The 13,901-nt window shown below is 71.6% G+C and carries 15 protein-coding genes and 1 other RNA gene; 5 read left to right on the top strand and 11 right to left on the bottom strand.

Features of this window, described 5'->3' with window-relative positions; translation table 11 throughout:
• Window positions 1–44 precede the first annotated feature (44 nt).
• The 5 genes from OHA89_RS23080 to OHA89_RS23060 form a co-directional block, all read right to left on the bottom strand.
• Window positions 45–605 carry an ABATE domain-containing protein gene (locus OHA89_RS23080; protein ID WP_257556125.1) on the bottom strand — a complete coding sequence of 187 codons (561 nt, stop codon included), beginning with the start codon at window positions 603–605 and terminating at the stop codon, window positions 45–47.
• A gap of 122 nt (window positions 606–727) precedes the next feature.
• A complete protein-coding gene (locus tag OHA89_RS23075; protein ID WP_215147353.1) occupies window positions 728–1,276 on the bottom strand; it encodes a GNAT family N-acetyltransferase in 549 nt (182 codons plus the stop codon).
• A 32-nt stretch (window positions 1,277–1,308) separates the two neighbouring features.
• Window positions 1,309–2,457 (bottom strand): uroporphyrinogen-III synthase, encoded by a 1,149-nt coding sequence (locus OHA89_RS23070; RefSeq protein WP_266609554.1) that lies wholly within the window; start codon window positions 2,455–2,457, stop codon window positions 1,309–1,311.
• A 93-nt stretch (window positions 2,458–2,550) separates the two neighbouring features.
• Entirely contained in the window at window positions 2,551–3,924 is a 1,374-nt protein-coding gene (locus OHA89_RS23065) for a NarK/NasA family nitrate transporter (RefSeq protein WP_257556123.1), read from the bottom strand.
• Window positions 3,925–4,021: 97 nt separating this feature from the next.
• Window positions 4,022–4,987, bottom strand: coding sequence for a LysR family transcriptional regulator (locus tag OHA89_RS23060; protein ID WP_406366974.1), 966 nt, complete (start codon window positions 4,985–4,987; stop codon window positions 4,022–4,024).
• A gap of 94 nt (window positions 4,988–5,081) precedes the next feature.
• On the opposite strand from OHA89_RS23060, the gene OHA89_RS23055 reads away from it, so the two are divergent.
• The 3 genes from OHA89_RS23055 to OHA89_RS23045 are packed head-to-tail and all read left to right on the top strand — an operon-like array spanning window position 5,082 to window position 6,913.
• Window positions 5,082–6,371, top strand: coding sequence for an MFS transporter (locus tag OHA89_RS23055; protein ID WP_266612379.1), 1,290 nt, complete (start codon window positions 5,082–5,084; stop codon window positions 6,369–6,371).
• A gap of 12 nt (window positions 6,372–6,383) precedes the next feature.
• Window positions 6,384–6,659, top strand: coding sequence for a type II toxin-antitoxin system Phd/YefM family antitoxin (locus tag OHA89_RS23050; RefSeq protein ID WP_215147346.1), 276 nt, complete (start codon window positions 6,384–6,386; stop codon window positions 6,657–6,659).
• Window positions 6,656–6,913: a Txe/YoeB family addiction module toxin gene (locus OHA89_RS23045; RefSeq protein ID WP_215147344.1), complete on the top strand. Its 258-nt coding sequence runs from the start codon at window positions 6,656–6,658 to the stop codon at window positions 6,911–6,913. Before OHA89_RS23050 ends, OHA89_RS23045 begins: the two co-directional genes overlap by 4 nt.
• A gap of 58 nt (window positions 6,914–6,971) precedes the next feature.
• Here OHA89_RS23045 and ssrA read toward each other — a convergent pair.
• The 5 genes from ssrA to ftsE all read right to left on the bottom strand — a co-directional run bounded on the left by ssrA (window position 6,972) and on the right by ftsE (window position 10,885).
• Window positions 6,972–7,360, bottom strand: a transfer-messenger RNA (tmRNA) gene (ssrA, locus tag OHA89_RS23040).
• An 84-nt stretch (window positions 7,361–7,444) separates the two neighbouring features.
• A complete protein-coding gene (gene smpB / locus OHA89_RS23035) occupies window positions 7,445–7,930 on the bottom strand; it encodes an SsrA-binding protein SmpB (RefSeq protein WP_215147342.1) in 486 nt (161 codons plus the stop codon).
• 18 nt (window positions 7,931–7,948) lie between these two features.
• Window positions 7,949–9,142: a S41 family peptidase gene (locus OHA89_RS23030; RefSeq protein WP_266609553.1), complete on the bottom strand. Its 1,194-nt coding sequence runs from the start codon at window positions 9,140–9,142 to the stop codon at window positions 7,949–7,951.
• Window positions 9,143–9,209: 67 nt separating this feature from the next.
• Entirely contained in the window at window positions 9,210–10,178 is a 969-nt protein-coding gene (gene ftsX / locus OHA89_RS23025; protein WP_215147338.1) for a permease-like cell division protein FtsX, read from the bottom strand.
• A gap of 17 nt (window positions 10,179–10,195) precedes the next feature.
• Window positions 10,196–10,885, bottom strand: a complete 690-nt coding sequence (ftsE, locus tag OHA89_RS23020; RefSeq protein WP_069923855.1) for a cell division ATP-binding protein FtsE — start codon at window positions 10,883–10,885, stop codon at window positions 10,196–10,198.
• Window positions 10,886–11,144: 259 nt separating this feature from the next.
• Here ftsE and OHA89_RS23015 point away from each other — a divergent pair, with 259 nt between their 5' ends.
• Complete coding sequence (locus OHA89_RS23015; protein ID WP_215018373.1) at window positions 11,145–11,336, top strand: hypothetical protein; 192 nt, start codon at window positions 11,145–11,147, stop codon at window positions 11,334–11,336.
• A 68-nt stretch (window positions 11,337–11,404) separates the two neighbouring features.
• Here the strand turns inward: OHA89_RS23015 and prfB are convergent, their stop codons facing one another.
• The gene (gene prfB / locus OHA89_RS23010) at window positions 11,405–12,514 is read right to left on the bottom strand and encodes a peptide chain release factor 2 (RefSeq protein ID WP_215147336.1); all 1,110 of its coding nucleotides are present in this window, start codon (window positions 12,512–12,514) and stop codon (window positions 11,405–11,407) included.
• A gap of 328 nt (window positions 12,515–12,842) precedes the next feature.
• Here prfB and OHA89_RS23005 point away from each other — a divergent pair, with 328 nt between their 5' ends.
• Window positions 12,843–13,844: an isopenicillin N synthase family oxygenase gene (locus OHA89_RS23005; protein WP_266609552.1), complete on the top strand. Its 1,002-nt coding sequence runs from the start codon at window positions 12,843–12,845 to the stop codon at window positions 13,842–13,844.
• The last annotated feature ends 57 nt before the right edge of the window (window positions 13,845–13,901 follow it).

The raw sequence follows: 13,901 nt of genomic DNA, 5'->3' as shown, positions 1-13,901 counted from the left end.
CACCCTGTCCGCACGCCCGTTCCGGAACCGCTGCACGGAACCGCCTACACGGACCCCCCGGCCAGGACCCGGCGGCGGTGCCGGGCGACGCGCTCCCGGTTGCCGCACAGCTCGCTGGAGCACCAGCGGCGCCGGTGGCCCCGGGAGGTGTCCAGGTAGACCCGGGCGCAGCCGTCACCCTCGCAGGCCCGCAGCAGGGCCCGGTCGCCGGGGTCGGTCAGCAGCTCGACGGCGTCCCGGGCCACGGCGGCGAGCAGGGCCCCGCACTCCACGCCGCCGCACAACTCCCGTACGAGGTGGCCTTCCTGGTCCCGAACGGCACACAGGCCCGGGGGTGGCCCGGCGGCCAGCGCGTTGACCCGGGCCAGGGCCCGCTCGTCCGGTTCGCCGCCGTCCAGTTCCGCCCGTACGAGGGTCTCCACGTCGGCCCGCAGTGACCGGAAGGCCTCGGCCCAGTCCGGGCCGACCCGGGCGAGCGGCGTCCGGTCGGGCACCAGCCCGGCCCCGGCGAGCCACAGCCGCAGCTCGTCACCGTCCGGGATCCCCTCCTGAGGGGCGAAAGTGGCCACCAGGTCCAGGCAGACCCGGCCGGAGTCGAACCGCATGCCCGTCACCGCCTCGCGTCGTGGGGCGCCCCACCAGAGTGCCGCCCCCCGCCGCCCAGCGGAACCCCCCGAGCGGGTGCGGGGGCCGCCGGGCGGCTAGGCCCTGTCCGGGCGGACAGGACCTAGCGGCCGGGTGGGTCGTCGTGCAGCAGGCGCTGGAAGAGCCGGTGGTCGCGCCAGGCCCCGTTGATGTGGAGGTAGCGCGGCGCGACCCCGTACGCCTCGAAGCCCGCCTTCGCCAGCACCCGCTGCGAGGCCGGATTGTCGAGCAGGGTCCCGGCCTCCACCCGGTGGAGGCCCACCTCGTCGCGGGCGACCCGGCACACCTCCTCCAGGGCGGCCGTGGCCAGACCCTTGCCGTTCCAGTCCTGGTCCACCCAGTAGCCCACGCCACCGCTGCACAGCGGGCCGAGCGCGATGGAGCCGAGGTTGATCGCGCCGACGGGCGTGCCGCCCACGGCCTCGACCAGCACGTACGGGACCATCCGCCCGGCGTCCCGGTCCGCGAGCATGCCCTCGATGCGGGCCCGCTGCCCCTGCTCGGTGTAGAAGTCCTCCGGCCGGTCCGGTTCGAAGGGCGCCATGTACGCCCGGTTGCGCGCGTAGGCCCCGGCCAGCCCGGCGGCGTCGCCGGGCTCGAGGCCCCTCATCTCCACCCCGTCAATGATCATTGCCGCACGCTAGCCGAGGAGTTCCCCACCCGTCACGGGGCGGGCACCTCCCCGTACTTGGCCTCGCCGCCCGCGTCCAGCGACAGCCGGTACCCCCGCTTGACCACGGTCTGGATCAGCTTCGGCGCCCCCAGCGCCACCCTGAGGCGGGCCATCGCCGTCTCCACGGCGTGTTCGTCGCGCCCCGCCCCCGGCAGCACCCGCAGCAGCTCCGCCCGGGCCACCACCCACCCCGGCCGCCTGGAGAGCGCCCGCAGCAGGGCCATCCCGGCCGGCGGCACCGGCCGCAGCTCCGCGTCGACCAGGACCGCGTGCCCGCGGATCTCCAAACGGTGCCCGGCCACCGGCAGCACCCGCGCCCGGCCCGGCAGCTCCTGGCAGAGCAGCTGCACCAGCGGGCCCAGCCGGAACCGCTCCGGCTGCACGGTGTCCACCCCCTGCGCCTGCAGCGGCACCGCGGTCACCGGCCCCACGCACGCGGACAGCACCCCGCCCCGCAGCGCCTCCAGCACGGATTCCCGTACTCCGCGCTCCTCCGCCCGGGACAGCAGCGAGGCCGCCGCCGGCGCCGAGGTGAAGGTCATCGCGTCCACCGCGCCGCCCACCACCGCGTCCAGCAGCCGGTCCAGCGGCGCGAGGTCCTCGGGCGCCATCCACCGGTACACCGGGACCACCACCACCTCGGCCCCGCCGGCCCGCAGCGCCTCGACGAAGCCCGGCAGCGGCTCCCCGTGCAGCTGGAGGGCGATCCGCCGCCCGGCCACCCCGGCCGCCAGCAGCCGTTCCAGTACCTCGGCGAGCGATTCCGACTCCGGGGACCAGGTCTCCACTAGCCCGGCGGCCCGGATGGCGCCCTTCACCTTCGGTCCGCGCGCCAGCAGTTCGGTGGTCCGCAGCCGCTCCAGCAGCTCCTCGCCGATCCCCCACCCGTCGGCGGCCTCGATCCAGCCGCGGAACCCGATCGCGGTGGTGGCCACCACCGCGTCCGGCGCGCAGCCGATCAGCTCCTTGGTGGCGGCGAGCAGCTCGCTGTCGTCGGCCAGCGGAACGATCCGCAGCGCGGGCGCGTGCAGCACGGAGGCCCCGCGCCGGCGCAGCAGGGCGATCAGCTCGTCGGCCCGCCGCGCCGCGGTGACTCCGATGGTGAAGCCCGCAAGCGGGCCGGTCTTGGTGTCGTCCATCGTGACCTGCCTTGTGACGCATGGGGGCCGTACGGGTGGACCGAGCCTGCCAAGGTGGCGTGTCGGACTCGGTTCACCCGTATTTCGCCGCGGTTACACCGACGTGAGCTGCGGTTTCGCTGAGGCCCCGGCCGTCTGGATCACCGCGGCCGCGGCCGGCCGGCGAAGGTATACCGCCCACGTGACGGCGCAGCACACCGCGTAGAAGCCGAGGAAGGTGACGAAGGCGGCGGTTCCCGACCCGGAGGTCTTGAAGGCCTCGCGGAAGACGAGGTTGATGCCGAGTCCGCCGAGTGCGCCGACCGCGCCGATCAGCCCCATGGAGGCGCCGGACAGCCGCCGCCCGTACGAGGCGGCGTCCTCGCCGCCCATGCCGCGGGCCAGCGCCTTCGCCTGGAAGATCCCGGGGATCATCTTGTACGTGGAGCCGTTGCCGAGCCCGCTCAGCGCGAACAGCGCCACGAATCCGACCAGGAACACGGGCAGCGACTCCCGTACCGAGGCGAGGATGACGACCGCGGTCGCGGCGCCCATCGCCACGAAGGTGGCGAGCGTGATCCGCGCCCCGCCGAACCGGTCCGCCAGCGCCCCGCCCACCGGCCTGATCAGCGAACCGAGCAGCGGCCCGATGAAGGTCAGCGAGGCCGCCTGGAGCGGGGTCCGGCCGAACTGCGTCTGGAGCACCAGCCCGAAGGCGAAGCTGTAGCCGATGAAGGACCCGAAGGTGCCGATGTAGAGGAAGGCCATGATCCAGGTGTGCGGCTCGCCGACCGCCTCGCGCACCGCGCCGGTGTCGTTGCGCACGGGGGCCAGGTTGTCCATCCGCAGTGCCGCGAGCACCGCGGCGATCACGATCAGCGGTATGTACGCGGCGAGCAGCAGCCGCGGGTGCCCGGCCCCGGCGGTGCCGATGACCAGCAGCGCGGCGAGCTGCACCACGGGGACGCCGATGTTGCCGCCGCCCGCGTTCAGCCCGAGCGCCCAGCCCTTCTTGCGCAGTGGGAAGAAGGCGTTGATGTTCGTCATCGACGAGGCGAAGTTCCCGCCGCCGACGCCGGTCAGGGCGGCCACGGCCAGGAAGGTGCCGTACGAGGTCCCGGGCTCCATGACCACCAGTGCGGCCACGGTCGGCGCGAGCAGCAGCAGGGCGCTGACGATCGTCCAGTTCCGGCCGCCGAAGCGGGCGACGGCGAAGGTGTAGGGGATCCGCACGAGGGCGCCCACCGCCGTCGCGGTCGCGATGAGGAAGAACTTCCCGGCGGGGTCGATCCCGTACTGCGGTCCCATGAAGAGGACCATCACGGACCACAGCGACCAGATGGAGAACCCGATGTGCTCGGAGAGCACGGAGTAGATCAGGTTGCGGCGGGCGGTCCGCTCCCCCGTCTCCTGCCAGAACGTCTCGTCCTCGGGGTCCCACCGCTCGATCCAGCGGCCCCCCTTGCGCGGTGCGGTCGTACCGGTCATCACACGCCTCCACAGCTGTCGCGTCCGTGGTGGCGATCGTAGGAACGGCGCGTTTCGGCCCCGGTCCCCGCCGGATGACCGCCGGGAAACCTTGCTCTCACCCGGCACCGGGGCCGTGTGTGAGCCGGGCGGGGACCCAGCTTCCGGGCGGCGGTTCGAGCCATCCCCGCTCGGCGGCCAGTGCGCCGGCCGCGGCGTGCAGGGCGTCCAGTCCGGGATGACCGAAACCCCGCCGCCACACCATCGACAGCGGGGACAGCGGCACGGGGTCGGTGAGCGGGCGCTTCACGCAGCCGGGCATGTCGAGGAAGTCCACGGTCACCAGGACCGGATTGCCGGTCTTGGTCATCACCCGGCGGAACTCCTCCTTCCCCATGGCCACGGGGGCGGGCGGCGCCATCTCGATCCCGCGCCCGGCGAACAGCTCGCGCGCGAGCCCCGTCCACTCCAGGGTCCGCGGGTTCCCGGCTCCGGCGTACACGGTCTCGCCGGCCAGCGCGTCCAGGCGTACGGCGGCCTCCGCGGCCAGCGGGTGCCCCTCGGGCAGCAGCACGGCGAGCGGCTCGTACCGTACGGGCGCCTGCGCGAGCCGTGCCCGCAGCGCCGGGTCCAGCCCGTCGGCGTACCCGAAGGCGACGTCGAGCCGGCCGGCCGCGATCTCGGCGGCGGAGTGTGTGAGCCCGCTCTCGAAACGGGCCATCAGCTCGCAGTCCGGGGCGAGTTCGCGGGCGCGTTCCAGTACCCGGCGGCCCGTGCTGGGGCCGTCGGTGTTCAGGTCGACGAGGAGCGCGCGCGGGGCGGTGAAGGCGGCGGCCAGCTCCTCGTGCGCGGCCAGCACCCGCCGGGCGAGCGGCAGCAGCCGCACCCCGTCGGCGGTCAGCTCGACCGTGCGGGTGGTCCGTACGAACAGCCCGGTCCCCAGGGCCTGTTCGAGCCGCCGGATATCGCGGCTGAGGGCCTGCTGGGCCGTGTAGAGGCGGGCGGCGGCACGGGTGAAGTGCAGCTCCTCGGCGGCGGCGACGAACCCGCGCAGGAGCCGGGGGTCCAGATCACGGGGATTCACCCACGGAGACTAACAACAGAAAGCGGTGAATGGGCCCCGAACAGGTGTTGGACGCCGAACCCGGTCCCGGCCGAGGGTGGTTGTCATGCCCCTCATGACCGTCACCGGCACCACGCTCGTCCTCGCCGCCCCGGCCACCCCTGGCCCTGCGCCTGCCCCTGCCCCCGCCCGGGGCCGGGGCCGCGCCGCCGGCCCGTACCGCCGCCTGTTCGCCCTCCCCGGCACCCGCGCCTTCACCGCCGGGAACCTGCTCGCCCGGCTGCCCATGGGCATGTTCGGGATCAGCGCGGTCATGATGATCGCCGGCCAGCGCGGTTCGTACGCCCTCGCCGGGGCGGTCACGGCGACCGGCATGGCCGCCACGGCGCTGGTCGCGCCCTGGACGGCCCGGCTGGTCGACCGGCACGGGCAGGCCCGGATCGCCGTTCCCGCCACTCTGATCGCGGTCCTCGGCTCCCTCGCCCTGATCGTCTGCGTCCGGACCGAGGCCCCGGCCTGGACCCTCTTCGCCTCCTACGCGGCCACGGCCACCACCCCCAACATCGGGGGCATGTCCCGGGCCCGCTGGACGCACCTGCTGCGGGACTCCCCGGCCTCGCACCACACGGCGATGTCCTTCGAGCAGGCCGCCGACGAACTCTGCTACCTGCTCGGCCCGGTACTGGCCGCCTTCCTGTGCACGGCCGTCTTCCCCGAGGCCGGGACCCTCGCCGGCGCGGCCCTGTTCCTCACCGGGATGCTGGTCTTCACCGCCCAGCGCTCCACGCAGCCCCCGGCGACGGGGGCGGCGCCCCGCCAGGGCTCGCCGCTGCGCGCCCTCGGCCCGCTCCTGGCCCTCTTCGGCTGCCTGGGCCTGGTCTTCGGCTCGATGGAGGTCACCTCGATCGCCTTCCTCGACGCCGCCGGGCTGGGCGCCGCCTCCGGCCTGGTCCTGGCCCTCCAGGCGGCGGGCTCCTGCGCGGCGGGCCTGCTCTACGGCACCCTGCGCCCCCGCACCCTGCGGACCTGCGTGTGCGCGCTGGCCGCCCTCATGGCCCTGCCCTGGGCCGCGGCGGCCACCGGCTCGGTGCCCGCACTCGCCGGGGCCCTGCTCCTGGCCGGCATGGCCACGGCCCCGACGATGGTCACCGCGATGTCCCGGGTCCACGCCCTGACCCCCGCGGGCCGCCTCAACGAGGGCATGACCCTGGCGGTCACCGCCATCCTCACGGGCATCGCGGCCGGTTCCGCCACGGCGGGCCTGACGATCGACCGCCTCGGCCCGCCGACGGCCTACCTGCTGCCCGCCACAGCCGCCCTCGCCGCCGTGGCCATCGTCAGTGCGAGTCGTACGAGTTTCCGGGACCAGTCCCGTACCATAAACTCGTACCAGCCAGAGGTCTGAGAGGGGCGAACCATGTCCATAAGCGCCAGCGAAGCCAGGGCGACCCTGTTCCCCCTGATCGAGCGCGTCAACACCGACCATGCCCCGGTGCGCATCACCTCCAAGAGCGGTGACGCCGTTCTCATGTCCGCAGACGACTACGACTCCTGGCAGGAGACCGTCTACCTGCTCCGCTCGCCCGCCAACGCCCAGCGACTGATGGCTGCAGTGGCCCGGGACCGCGAGAGCACGCCCACGATCGCCAAGACCATGGATGAGCTGAGGGACCTGGCCGGGGGCGAGGAGTGAGGAGCGTCCACTTCGATGCCGACGGCTGGGAGGACTTCCTCTTCTGGCTTTCCTCGGACCGGAAGATGGCCCGCAGGATCACCCGCCTGATCGGCGAGATCCAGCGCGACCCGTTCGGCGGAATCGGCAAGCCCGAGCCTCTGAAGGGCGAGCTGTCGGGTTATTGGTCCCGCCGGATCGATGACGAACACCGGCTCGTCTACCGGGCGGACGAGAAGGAAGTGAAGATCCTCAAGGCCCGCTACCACTACTGATGCGGCATGACAAAGGCCCCGCAGCCGAGAGGCTGCGGGGCCTTTGCCCACATGGGATGAGTGGAGATGGCGGGAATCGAACCCGCGTCCAACGGTGCAGAAGCAGGGCTTCTCCGAGCGCAGTCCGCTGCGCTTTTCTCAGCCCCGGAGATCACACGGACAAGTCTCCGACGGGCTCAGTCACTGTTTGATTTCCCTCCAACCCCCGTGACCGGGGCTAGAGGTTTAGATCCCTAATTGACGCCAGGATCCGGACCGGGACCACTTCCGGGCTGACGCTCCTCACAGAGGCTTCAGCTCACTGTTATTAGGCAGCGAGGGTGAAGCGGGAGTTATCGCTCTTGGAGTTGGCGATTATTGTTTGCGACATATGGTTAGCGAGATCATTGCCGCTTCCTCGGCTCGCTTCCCCTGCATCGACATCCGCTGTCGAAACCGATCATCCCCATGTTTTTTTAACAAACAGCTTCCCCCGCAAGCGGGGGGTGCTGACGCCATGGTACGCGAAGTGGACCACTGCGTGCCAGGAGATTAAACCGTACCCCGCTGCTTGCGGCGGACCGCCGAGATCGCCCGGTTCGTCTCGCGGGTGTCCTGCTTCTCCCGCAGCGTCTGCCGCTTGTCGTACTCCTTCTTGCCCTTCGCCAGCGCGATCTCGACCTTCGCGCGGCCGTCCTTGAAGTACAGCGACAGGGGCACGATCGTGTGACCCGACTCGTCCGCCTTGCGCTCCAGCTTGTCGATCTCCTCGCGGTGCATGAGGAGCTTGCGCTTGCGCCGGGCGCTGTGGTTCGTCCAGGTGCCCTGGCTGTACTCCGGCACGTGCACGTTGTAGAGCCAGGCCTCGCCGCCCTCCACCGACACGAAGCCGTCCACGAGCGAGGCACGGCCCTGGCGCAGGGACTTGACCTCGGTGCCCGTGAGCACGAGACCGCACTCGTAGGTGTCGATGATCGCGTAGTCGTGGCGCGCCTTCTTGTTCTGGGCGATCAGCTTGCGCCCTGTTTCCTTAGCCATAGTCCGGTCATTTTCGCACTACGGACCCACCCCGAGGCCACCCAATACCTGCGCGGCCCGCTCCTCGGCTCCCGCGCCCGCCGCCACGTCCGGGGTGATGCCGCTGCCGTCCAGGCTGCGGCCGCCCGGCGTGCGGTACGTGCCCACCGTCAGCTCGGCCACCGAGCCGTCCGGGAGCTCCGTCGGCATCTGCACCGAGCCCTTGCCGAAGGTCCGGCTGCCCACCGCCACGGCCCGGCCCCGGTCCTGGAGGGCGCCCGTCACCAGCTCGGCCGCGCTCATCGTGCCGCCGTCCACCAGGGCCACCAGCGGCCGGGCGGTGTCCCCGCCCGGGTCCGCGTACAGGGCGCGCTGGTCGCCCCGTACGTCGTACGTCGCCACCAGCCCGCCGTCCAGGAACGCGGAGGCGGCCGCCACCGCCTCGGCGACCAGCCCGCCCGGATTGCCGCGCAGGTCGAGCATGACCCCGGCGCCGGGCGGGGCCGCGCGGACGGCGGCCTTGACCCGCTCGCCCGAGCCGCGGGTGAAGGAGGCCACCTTGATGACGGTGATCCCGTCGCGGAGCTGCCGTACGGTCACCGGCTCGGTGCGCAGCTGCTCACGGCGGACGGTTTCGGTGAGGTCGGCGCCGTCGCGGCTCAGGCTCAGTACGACGGGGGTGCCCGCCGCGCCGCGCAGCAGGGCGATCACGTCGGCGACGGCGAGGCCGGAGACGGCGTGCCCGTCTACGCTCAGCAGCCGGTCCCCGGCGCGTACGCCGGCCCGGGCGGCGGGGCCGGCGGGCTGGACCTTGTCGACCTCGATGCGGCCCTCGGGGCCGCGGCGGGCCCAGAGCCCGACCCCGGTCCAGCGGCCGTCGAGGCCCTCGGCGAAGGCGGCGTACTCGCCCTGGTCGTAGACGGTGCCCCAGCGGTCGCCGCTGCGGCTGACCACCTCCTGGGCGGCCTTCTTGCCGGACTTCCCGTCGGCGACGGCCTCGGCGGCGGCGCGGGCCACGGCCTCGCGGTCGGCGGTCCCCGTGGCCCTGGGCGGATCGGGCGCGACGGCCCCCGCACGGACGCCGAGGGCGGCGGCGGTGGCGTCGTCGCGGTCCCAGCAGCCGGTGCTCGCGGCGGTTCCGACGGCCGCGAGGAAAACCAACGTCAAAACGGCCCCGCGACGCATGTCGCGGGGCCGGAGACAGAAGGCGGGAATACTCGGCAAGCCCAGCATGGCGCCGAGTCTAGGACAAGCCCCGCGCCGGTACGGATGGTTGACCGGACCGCTCGCGGGGCGCTTGTCACACCTTCAGGTACTTGCGCAATGCGAGGAAGGCGGCCACCGAGGGCATCAGGAGGCCGATGAAGAGCACGTACGGCAGCTTGCCGAGGACCGAGGTCCAGCCCATGAAGTCGATGAGCTGGATCTTGTCCCGCAGGCCGACGCCGTGGTCGATGACGAAGTACTGGCCCGAGACGAGCATCACGCAGGCGAAGACGGCGCCGATGAGGCCGGCGACGGCCGCCTCCATGATGAAGGGGACCTGGATGTAGAAGCTGGAGGCACCCACCAGCCGCATGATCCCGGTCTCCCGCCTCCGGCTGAACGCGGAGACGCGCACGGTGTTGACGATCAGCAGCAGCGCCACGATCAGCATGATCAGCATGATGGCGAGCGCGGCGATGTTGAGGTAGTTGAGGATCCGGAAGAGGTCGTCGATGGCCTGGCGCTGGTCGTCGACGGTGTGGATGCCGTCGCGGCCGGCGAAGGCGGAGGTGACGACCTTGTACTTCTCCGGGTTCTTCAGCTTGACCCGGAAGGACTCCTGCATCTGGTCCGGGGTGATGGAAGAGGCGAGCGCGGTGTTGCCGAACCGCTCCTGGTAGTGCTTGTACGCCTCGTCCGCCGACTCGTAGGCGACGGACTTCACCAGGGACATCTGCTTGAGCTCGGTCTCGATCTGCTTCTTCTGCTCCTCGGTCACCGCGCCCTTGCGGCAGGTGGCGACGCCCGCGGCGGCAGCCCCCGAACCGTCGGGCTTGGCGGCCGCCTCGGTGGCCTCCTGGGCGTCCTGCTTGTTGCAGAGGTAGATCGAGACGTTGGCTTTGTCGTACCAGTAGCCCTTCATCTTGCTCACCTGCTCGCGCATGAGCAGGGAGCCGCCGAACAGGGCCAGCGAGAGGGCCACGGAGATGATGACCGCGAAGGTCATGGTGAGATTGCGACGGAGGCCGACGCCGATCTCCGACATGACGAACTGGGCGCGCATGACGTCTCAAGGGCCTTTCAGTGCTGGTAGCCGTAGACGCCGCGCGACTGGTCGCGCACGAGTCGGCCCTGTTCGAGTTCGATGACGCGCTTGCGCATCTGGTCGACGATCTGCTGGTCGTGGGTCGCCATGATCACGGTGGTGCCGGTCCGGTTGATCCGGTCCAGCAGCTTCATGATCCCGACGGAGGTCTGCGGGTCGAGGTTGCCGGTGGGCTCGTCCGCGATGAGCAGGGCGGGGCGGTTGACGAAGGCGCGGGCGATGGCCACGCGCTGCTGTTCACCGCCGGAGAGCTCGCCGGGCATCCGGTCCTCCTTGCCGCCGAGGCCGACGAGTTCCAGGACCTGCGGGACGGCCTTGCGGATCTCGCCGCGCGGCTTGCCGATGACCTCCTGCGCGAAGGCGACGTTCTCGGCCACGGTCTTGTTGGGCAGCAGGCGGAAGTCCTGGAAGACGGTCCCCAGCTGGCGCCGCATCTGCGGGACCTTCCAGTTGGAGAGCTTGGCGAGGTCCTTGCCCAGGACGTGGACCTGGCCGTGGCTCGCCCGCTCCTCGCGCAGGATGAGCCGCAGGAAGGTGGACTTGCCGGAGCCGGAGGAGCCGACGAGGAAGACGAACTCGCCCTTCGCGATGTCCAGGGAGACATCTCTGAGTGCGGGACGGTTCTGCTTCGGGTAGGACTTGGAGACGCTGTCGAATCGGATCACGGGTGCACCACGGTCGCCGGGAGTAGGTGTGCGTGACCATACGCGAACGGGCGCGGGGTGTGGACCCGGCATCCGGAGTTGCCCCTTTTATCCCCTGGTCCGGGGGGATACGGGGGGTCCGGGGCGGGTCGGGACCGCGATTGCCCGGACGGGCCGCGCCGAATGTCGGCGAAGCTGGCACAGTGGTAGGGGGAACGGTCTCGTTCCCCGACGCGTTGTGTCTAATGAAGTACGGCCGAGGGGACGAGAGGAGGAGCGCATGACATATGACCGGCTCGTGTGCGCGAACTGCGCGGCACCCGTCAGCCAGGGCCGCTGCCCTGTGTGCCGGGCGAACCGGGAGCGCCTCCAGCAGGAGGGCCCCTTCTCCGGCCTGAATCCCGTGGCACTCATCGCCCTCATGGTGATCCTGGTGGCGGCGCTGGTACTGGTGGCCCAGCAGACCGCGTAGACGCACCGATCATGGCGAGAAGGGCCCGGACACGAGGTGTCCGGGCCCTTCACACGTGCTGGGGGGGGTTACGCGGTCTGCTCCTGCTGCTTGCGCCAGCGGATGCCGGCCTCGAGGAAGCCGTCGATCTCGCCGTCGAGCACCGCCTGCGGGTTGCCGACCTCGAACTCCGTCCGCAGGTCCTTGACCATCTGGTACGGGTGCAGGACGTAGGAGCGCATCTGGTTGCCCCAGGAGCTGCCGCCGTCCTTGAGGGCGTCCATCTTGTCCTTCTCCTCCTGGCGACGCCGCTCGAGCAGCTTGGCCTGGAGGACGTTCATGGCGCTGGCCTTGTTCTGGATCTGCGAGCGCTCGTTCTGGCAGGAGACCACGATGCCGGTCGGCAGGTGCGTGATGCGCACCGCGGAGTCGGTGGTGTTGACGCCCTGGCCGCCGGGGCCGGAGGCGCGGTACACGTCGACGCGCAGCTCGGCCTCGTCGATCTCGACGTGGTCGCTGGTCTCGACGACCGGGAGCACCTCGACACCCGCGAAGGAGGTCTGACGGCGGCCCTGGTTGTCGAAGGGCGAGATCCGCACGAGGCGGTGGGTGCCCTGCTCGACGGAGAGGGTGCCGTAGGCGTACGGGGCCTTGACGACGAAGGTGGTCGACTTGATGCCGGCCTCTTCCGCGTACGAGGTCTCGTAGATCTCCGTCGAGTAGCCGTGGCGCTCCGCCCAGCGCAGGTACATGCGCTGGAGGCGCTCGGCGAAGTCGGAGGCGTCGACGCCGCCGGCCTCGGCGCGGATGTTGACCAGGGCCTCGCGCTCGGCGTACTCGCCGGAGAGCAGGGTCCGGACCTCCATCTCGTCCAGCGCCTTGCGGACGGCGACCAGCTCGGTCTCCGCCTCGGCCAGGGTGTCCGCGTCCTCCATCTCCTGGGCGAGCTCGAAGAGGACCGCGAGGTCGTCGATGCGGCCGCGCAGGCTCTCGGTCTTGCGGACCTCGGCCTGGAGGTGCGAAAGCTTGCTCGTGATCTTCTGAGCGGCGTCCGGGTCGTCCCACAGGGACGGCGCGGCGGCCTGCTCCTCGAGCACGGCGATATCTGCCCTCAGCTTGTCGAGGTCCAGGACGGCCTCGATCGACCCCATGGTCGAGGAGAGGGACTTCAGCTCTTCGGAAACATCGACGACTGCCACGGGTCCAGCGTAGCCGGTCCGCGGACGAGGCCGTCCGGGCAGGCCGGATCACCCGTACTGATGACTTGTCGTACGGGCGTACGCTCACGGTATGACCGTTCTCTTCGTCACGCGCCTCGTCAAGCGCCGGCATGTCGACCACATGCGCGTCACGACGTCGAGCTGTCTGCCGCCGGACCATCCCCAAGCCTGATCCACCCCGATCCGACTTGGTCCTGTAACGCGGCCCAAAGCGGTCCCGGCGCCATCCCTGCCGGCGATCCTCCCCACCCGCGGCCCCCGCCACCTCTGGGGAACAGGACCCCGTGACATCCGAAACGGAGCCGTCATGCCGTCCGCGCACTCCTCCCTCCCCGTCCTGGACCTCTCCCAGGCGGACGACCCGGCCCAGCGGGCCGACTTCCTGAAGAAGCTGCACGCCGCAGCCAGGGACACCGGGTTCCTGCACCTCACCGGGCATGGCATCACCGCTGCCGAGAGCGCCCGCATGCTGGAGCTGACCAGGGCCTTCTTCGCCCTTCCGGAAGCCGACCGGCTGGCCGTGAGCAATCTGAACTCCCCGCACTTCCGCGGCTACACCCGGATAGGCCACGAGCTGACCGGCGGGGCCTCCGACTGGCGGGACCAGCTGGACGTCGGCGCGGAGCGTCCGGCGCCGGCGGTGGGTCCGGACGACCCGGCGTACCTCTGGCTGGAGGGCCCGAACCAGTGGCCGGCGGCGCTGCCGCAGCTGCGCGACGTGGTCCTGGACTGGCAGTCCCGGCTGGCCGCGGTGGCCCACCGCCTGCTCCGGGAGATCCTGACCTCGATCGGCGCCCCGGCGGACTTCTTCGACTCGGCCTTCGCGGACCGCCCCCACCTGCACACGAAGCTGATCCGCTACCCGGGGTCCGCCCCGACGGGCACGGACCAGGGCGTGGGGGCGCACAAGGACTACGGCTTCCTCACGCTGCTCCTGCAGGACTCGGTGGGCGGCCTCCAGGTCGTACGGGACGGGGGCTACGTCGACATCCCGCCGCTCCCGGGAGCCTTCGTCGTCAACCTGGGCGAGCTGCTGGAGATCGCGACGGAGGGCTACCTGACGGCGACGGACCACCGGGTGGTGAGCCCGCCGGGGGCGGTGGAGCGGTACTCGGTGCCGTTCTTCTACAACCCGCGGCTGGACGCGGTGGTGGAGACGGTTCCGGGCGACTACCTCCGGTCGGCGCCGGGGGTCGCCCACGACGCGTCGAACCCGCTGCACGCCGAGTACGGCCGCAACGAGCTGAAGGGCTGGGTCCGCGCCCACCCCGCCGTCGCGCGGCGCTGGCACCCCGAACTGGTGGCGTAGCCCCGTCCCCGGACTCCGCCCGGACCCGCCTGGCGGAGCCCCCGGCAGCGGCGTCGC

Source organism: Streptomyces sp. NBC_01546, assembly GCF_045208355.1.
Lineage (GTDB): Bacteria > Actinomycetota > Actinomycetes > Streptomycetales > Streptomycetaceae > Streptomyces.
The sequence above is the reverse complement of the archived record's forward strand: the minus strand, read 5'-3'. Positions and strand labels throughout refer to the sequence as shown.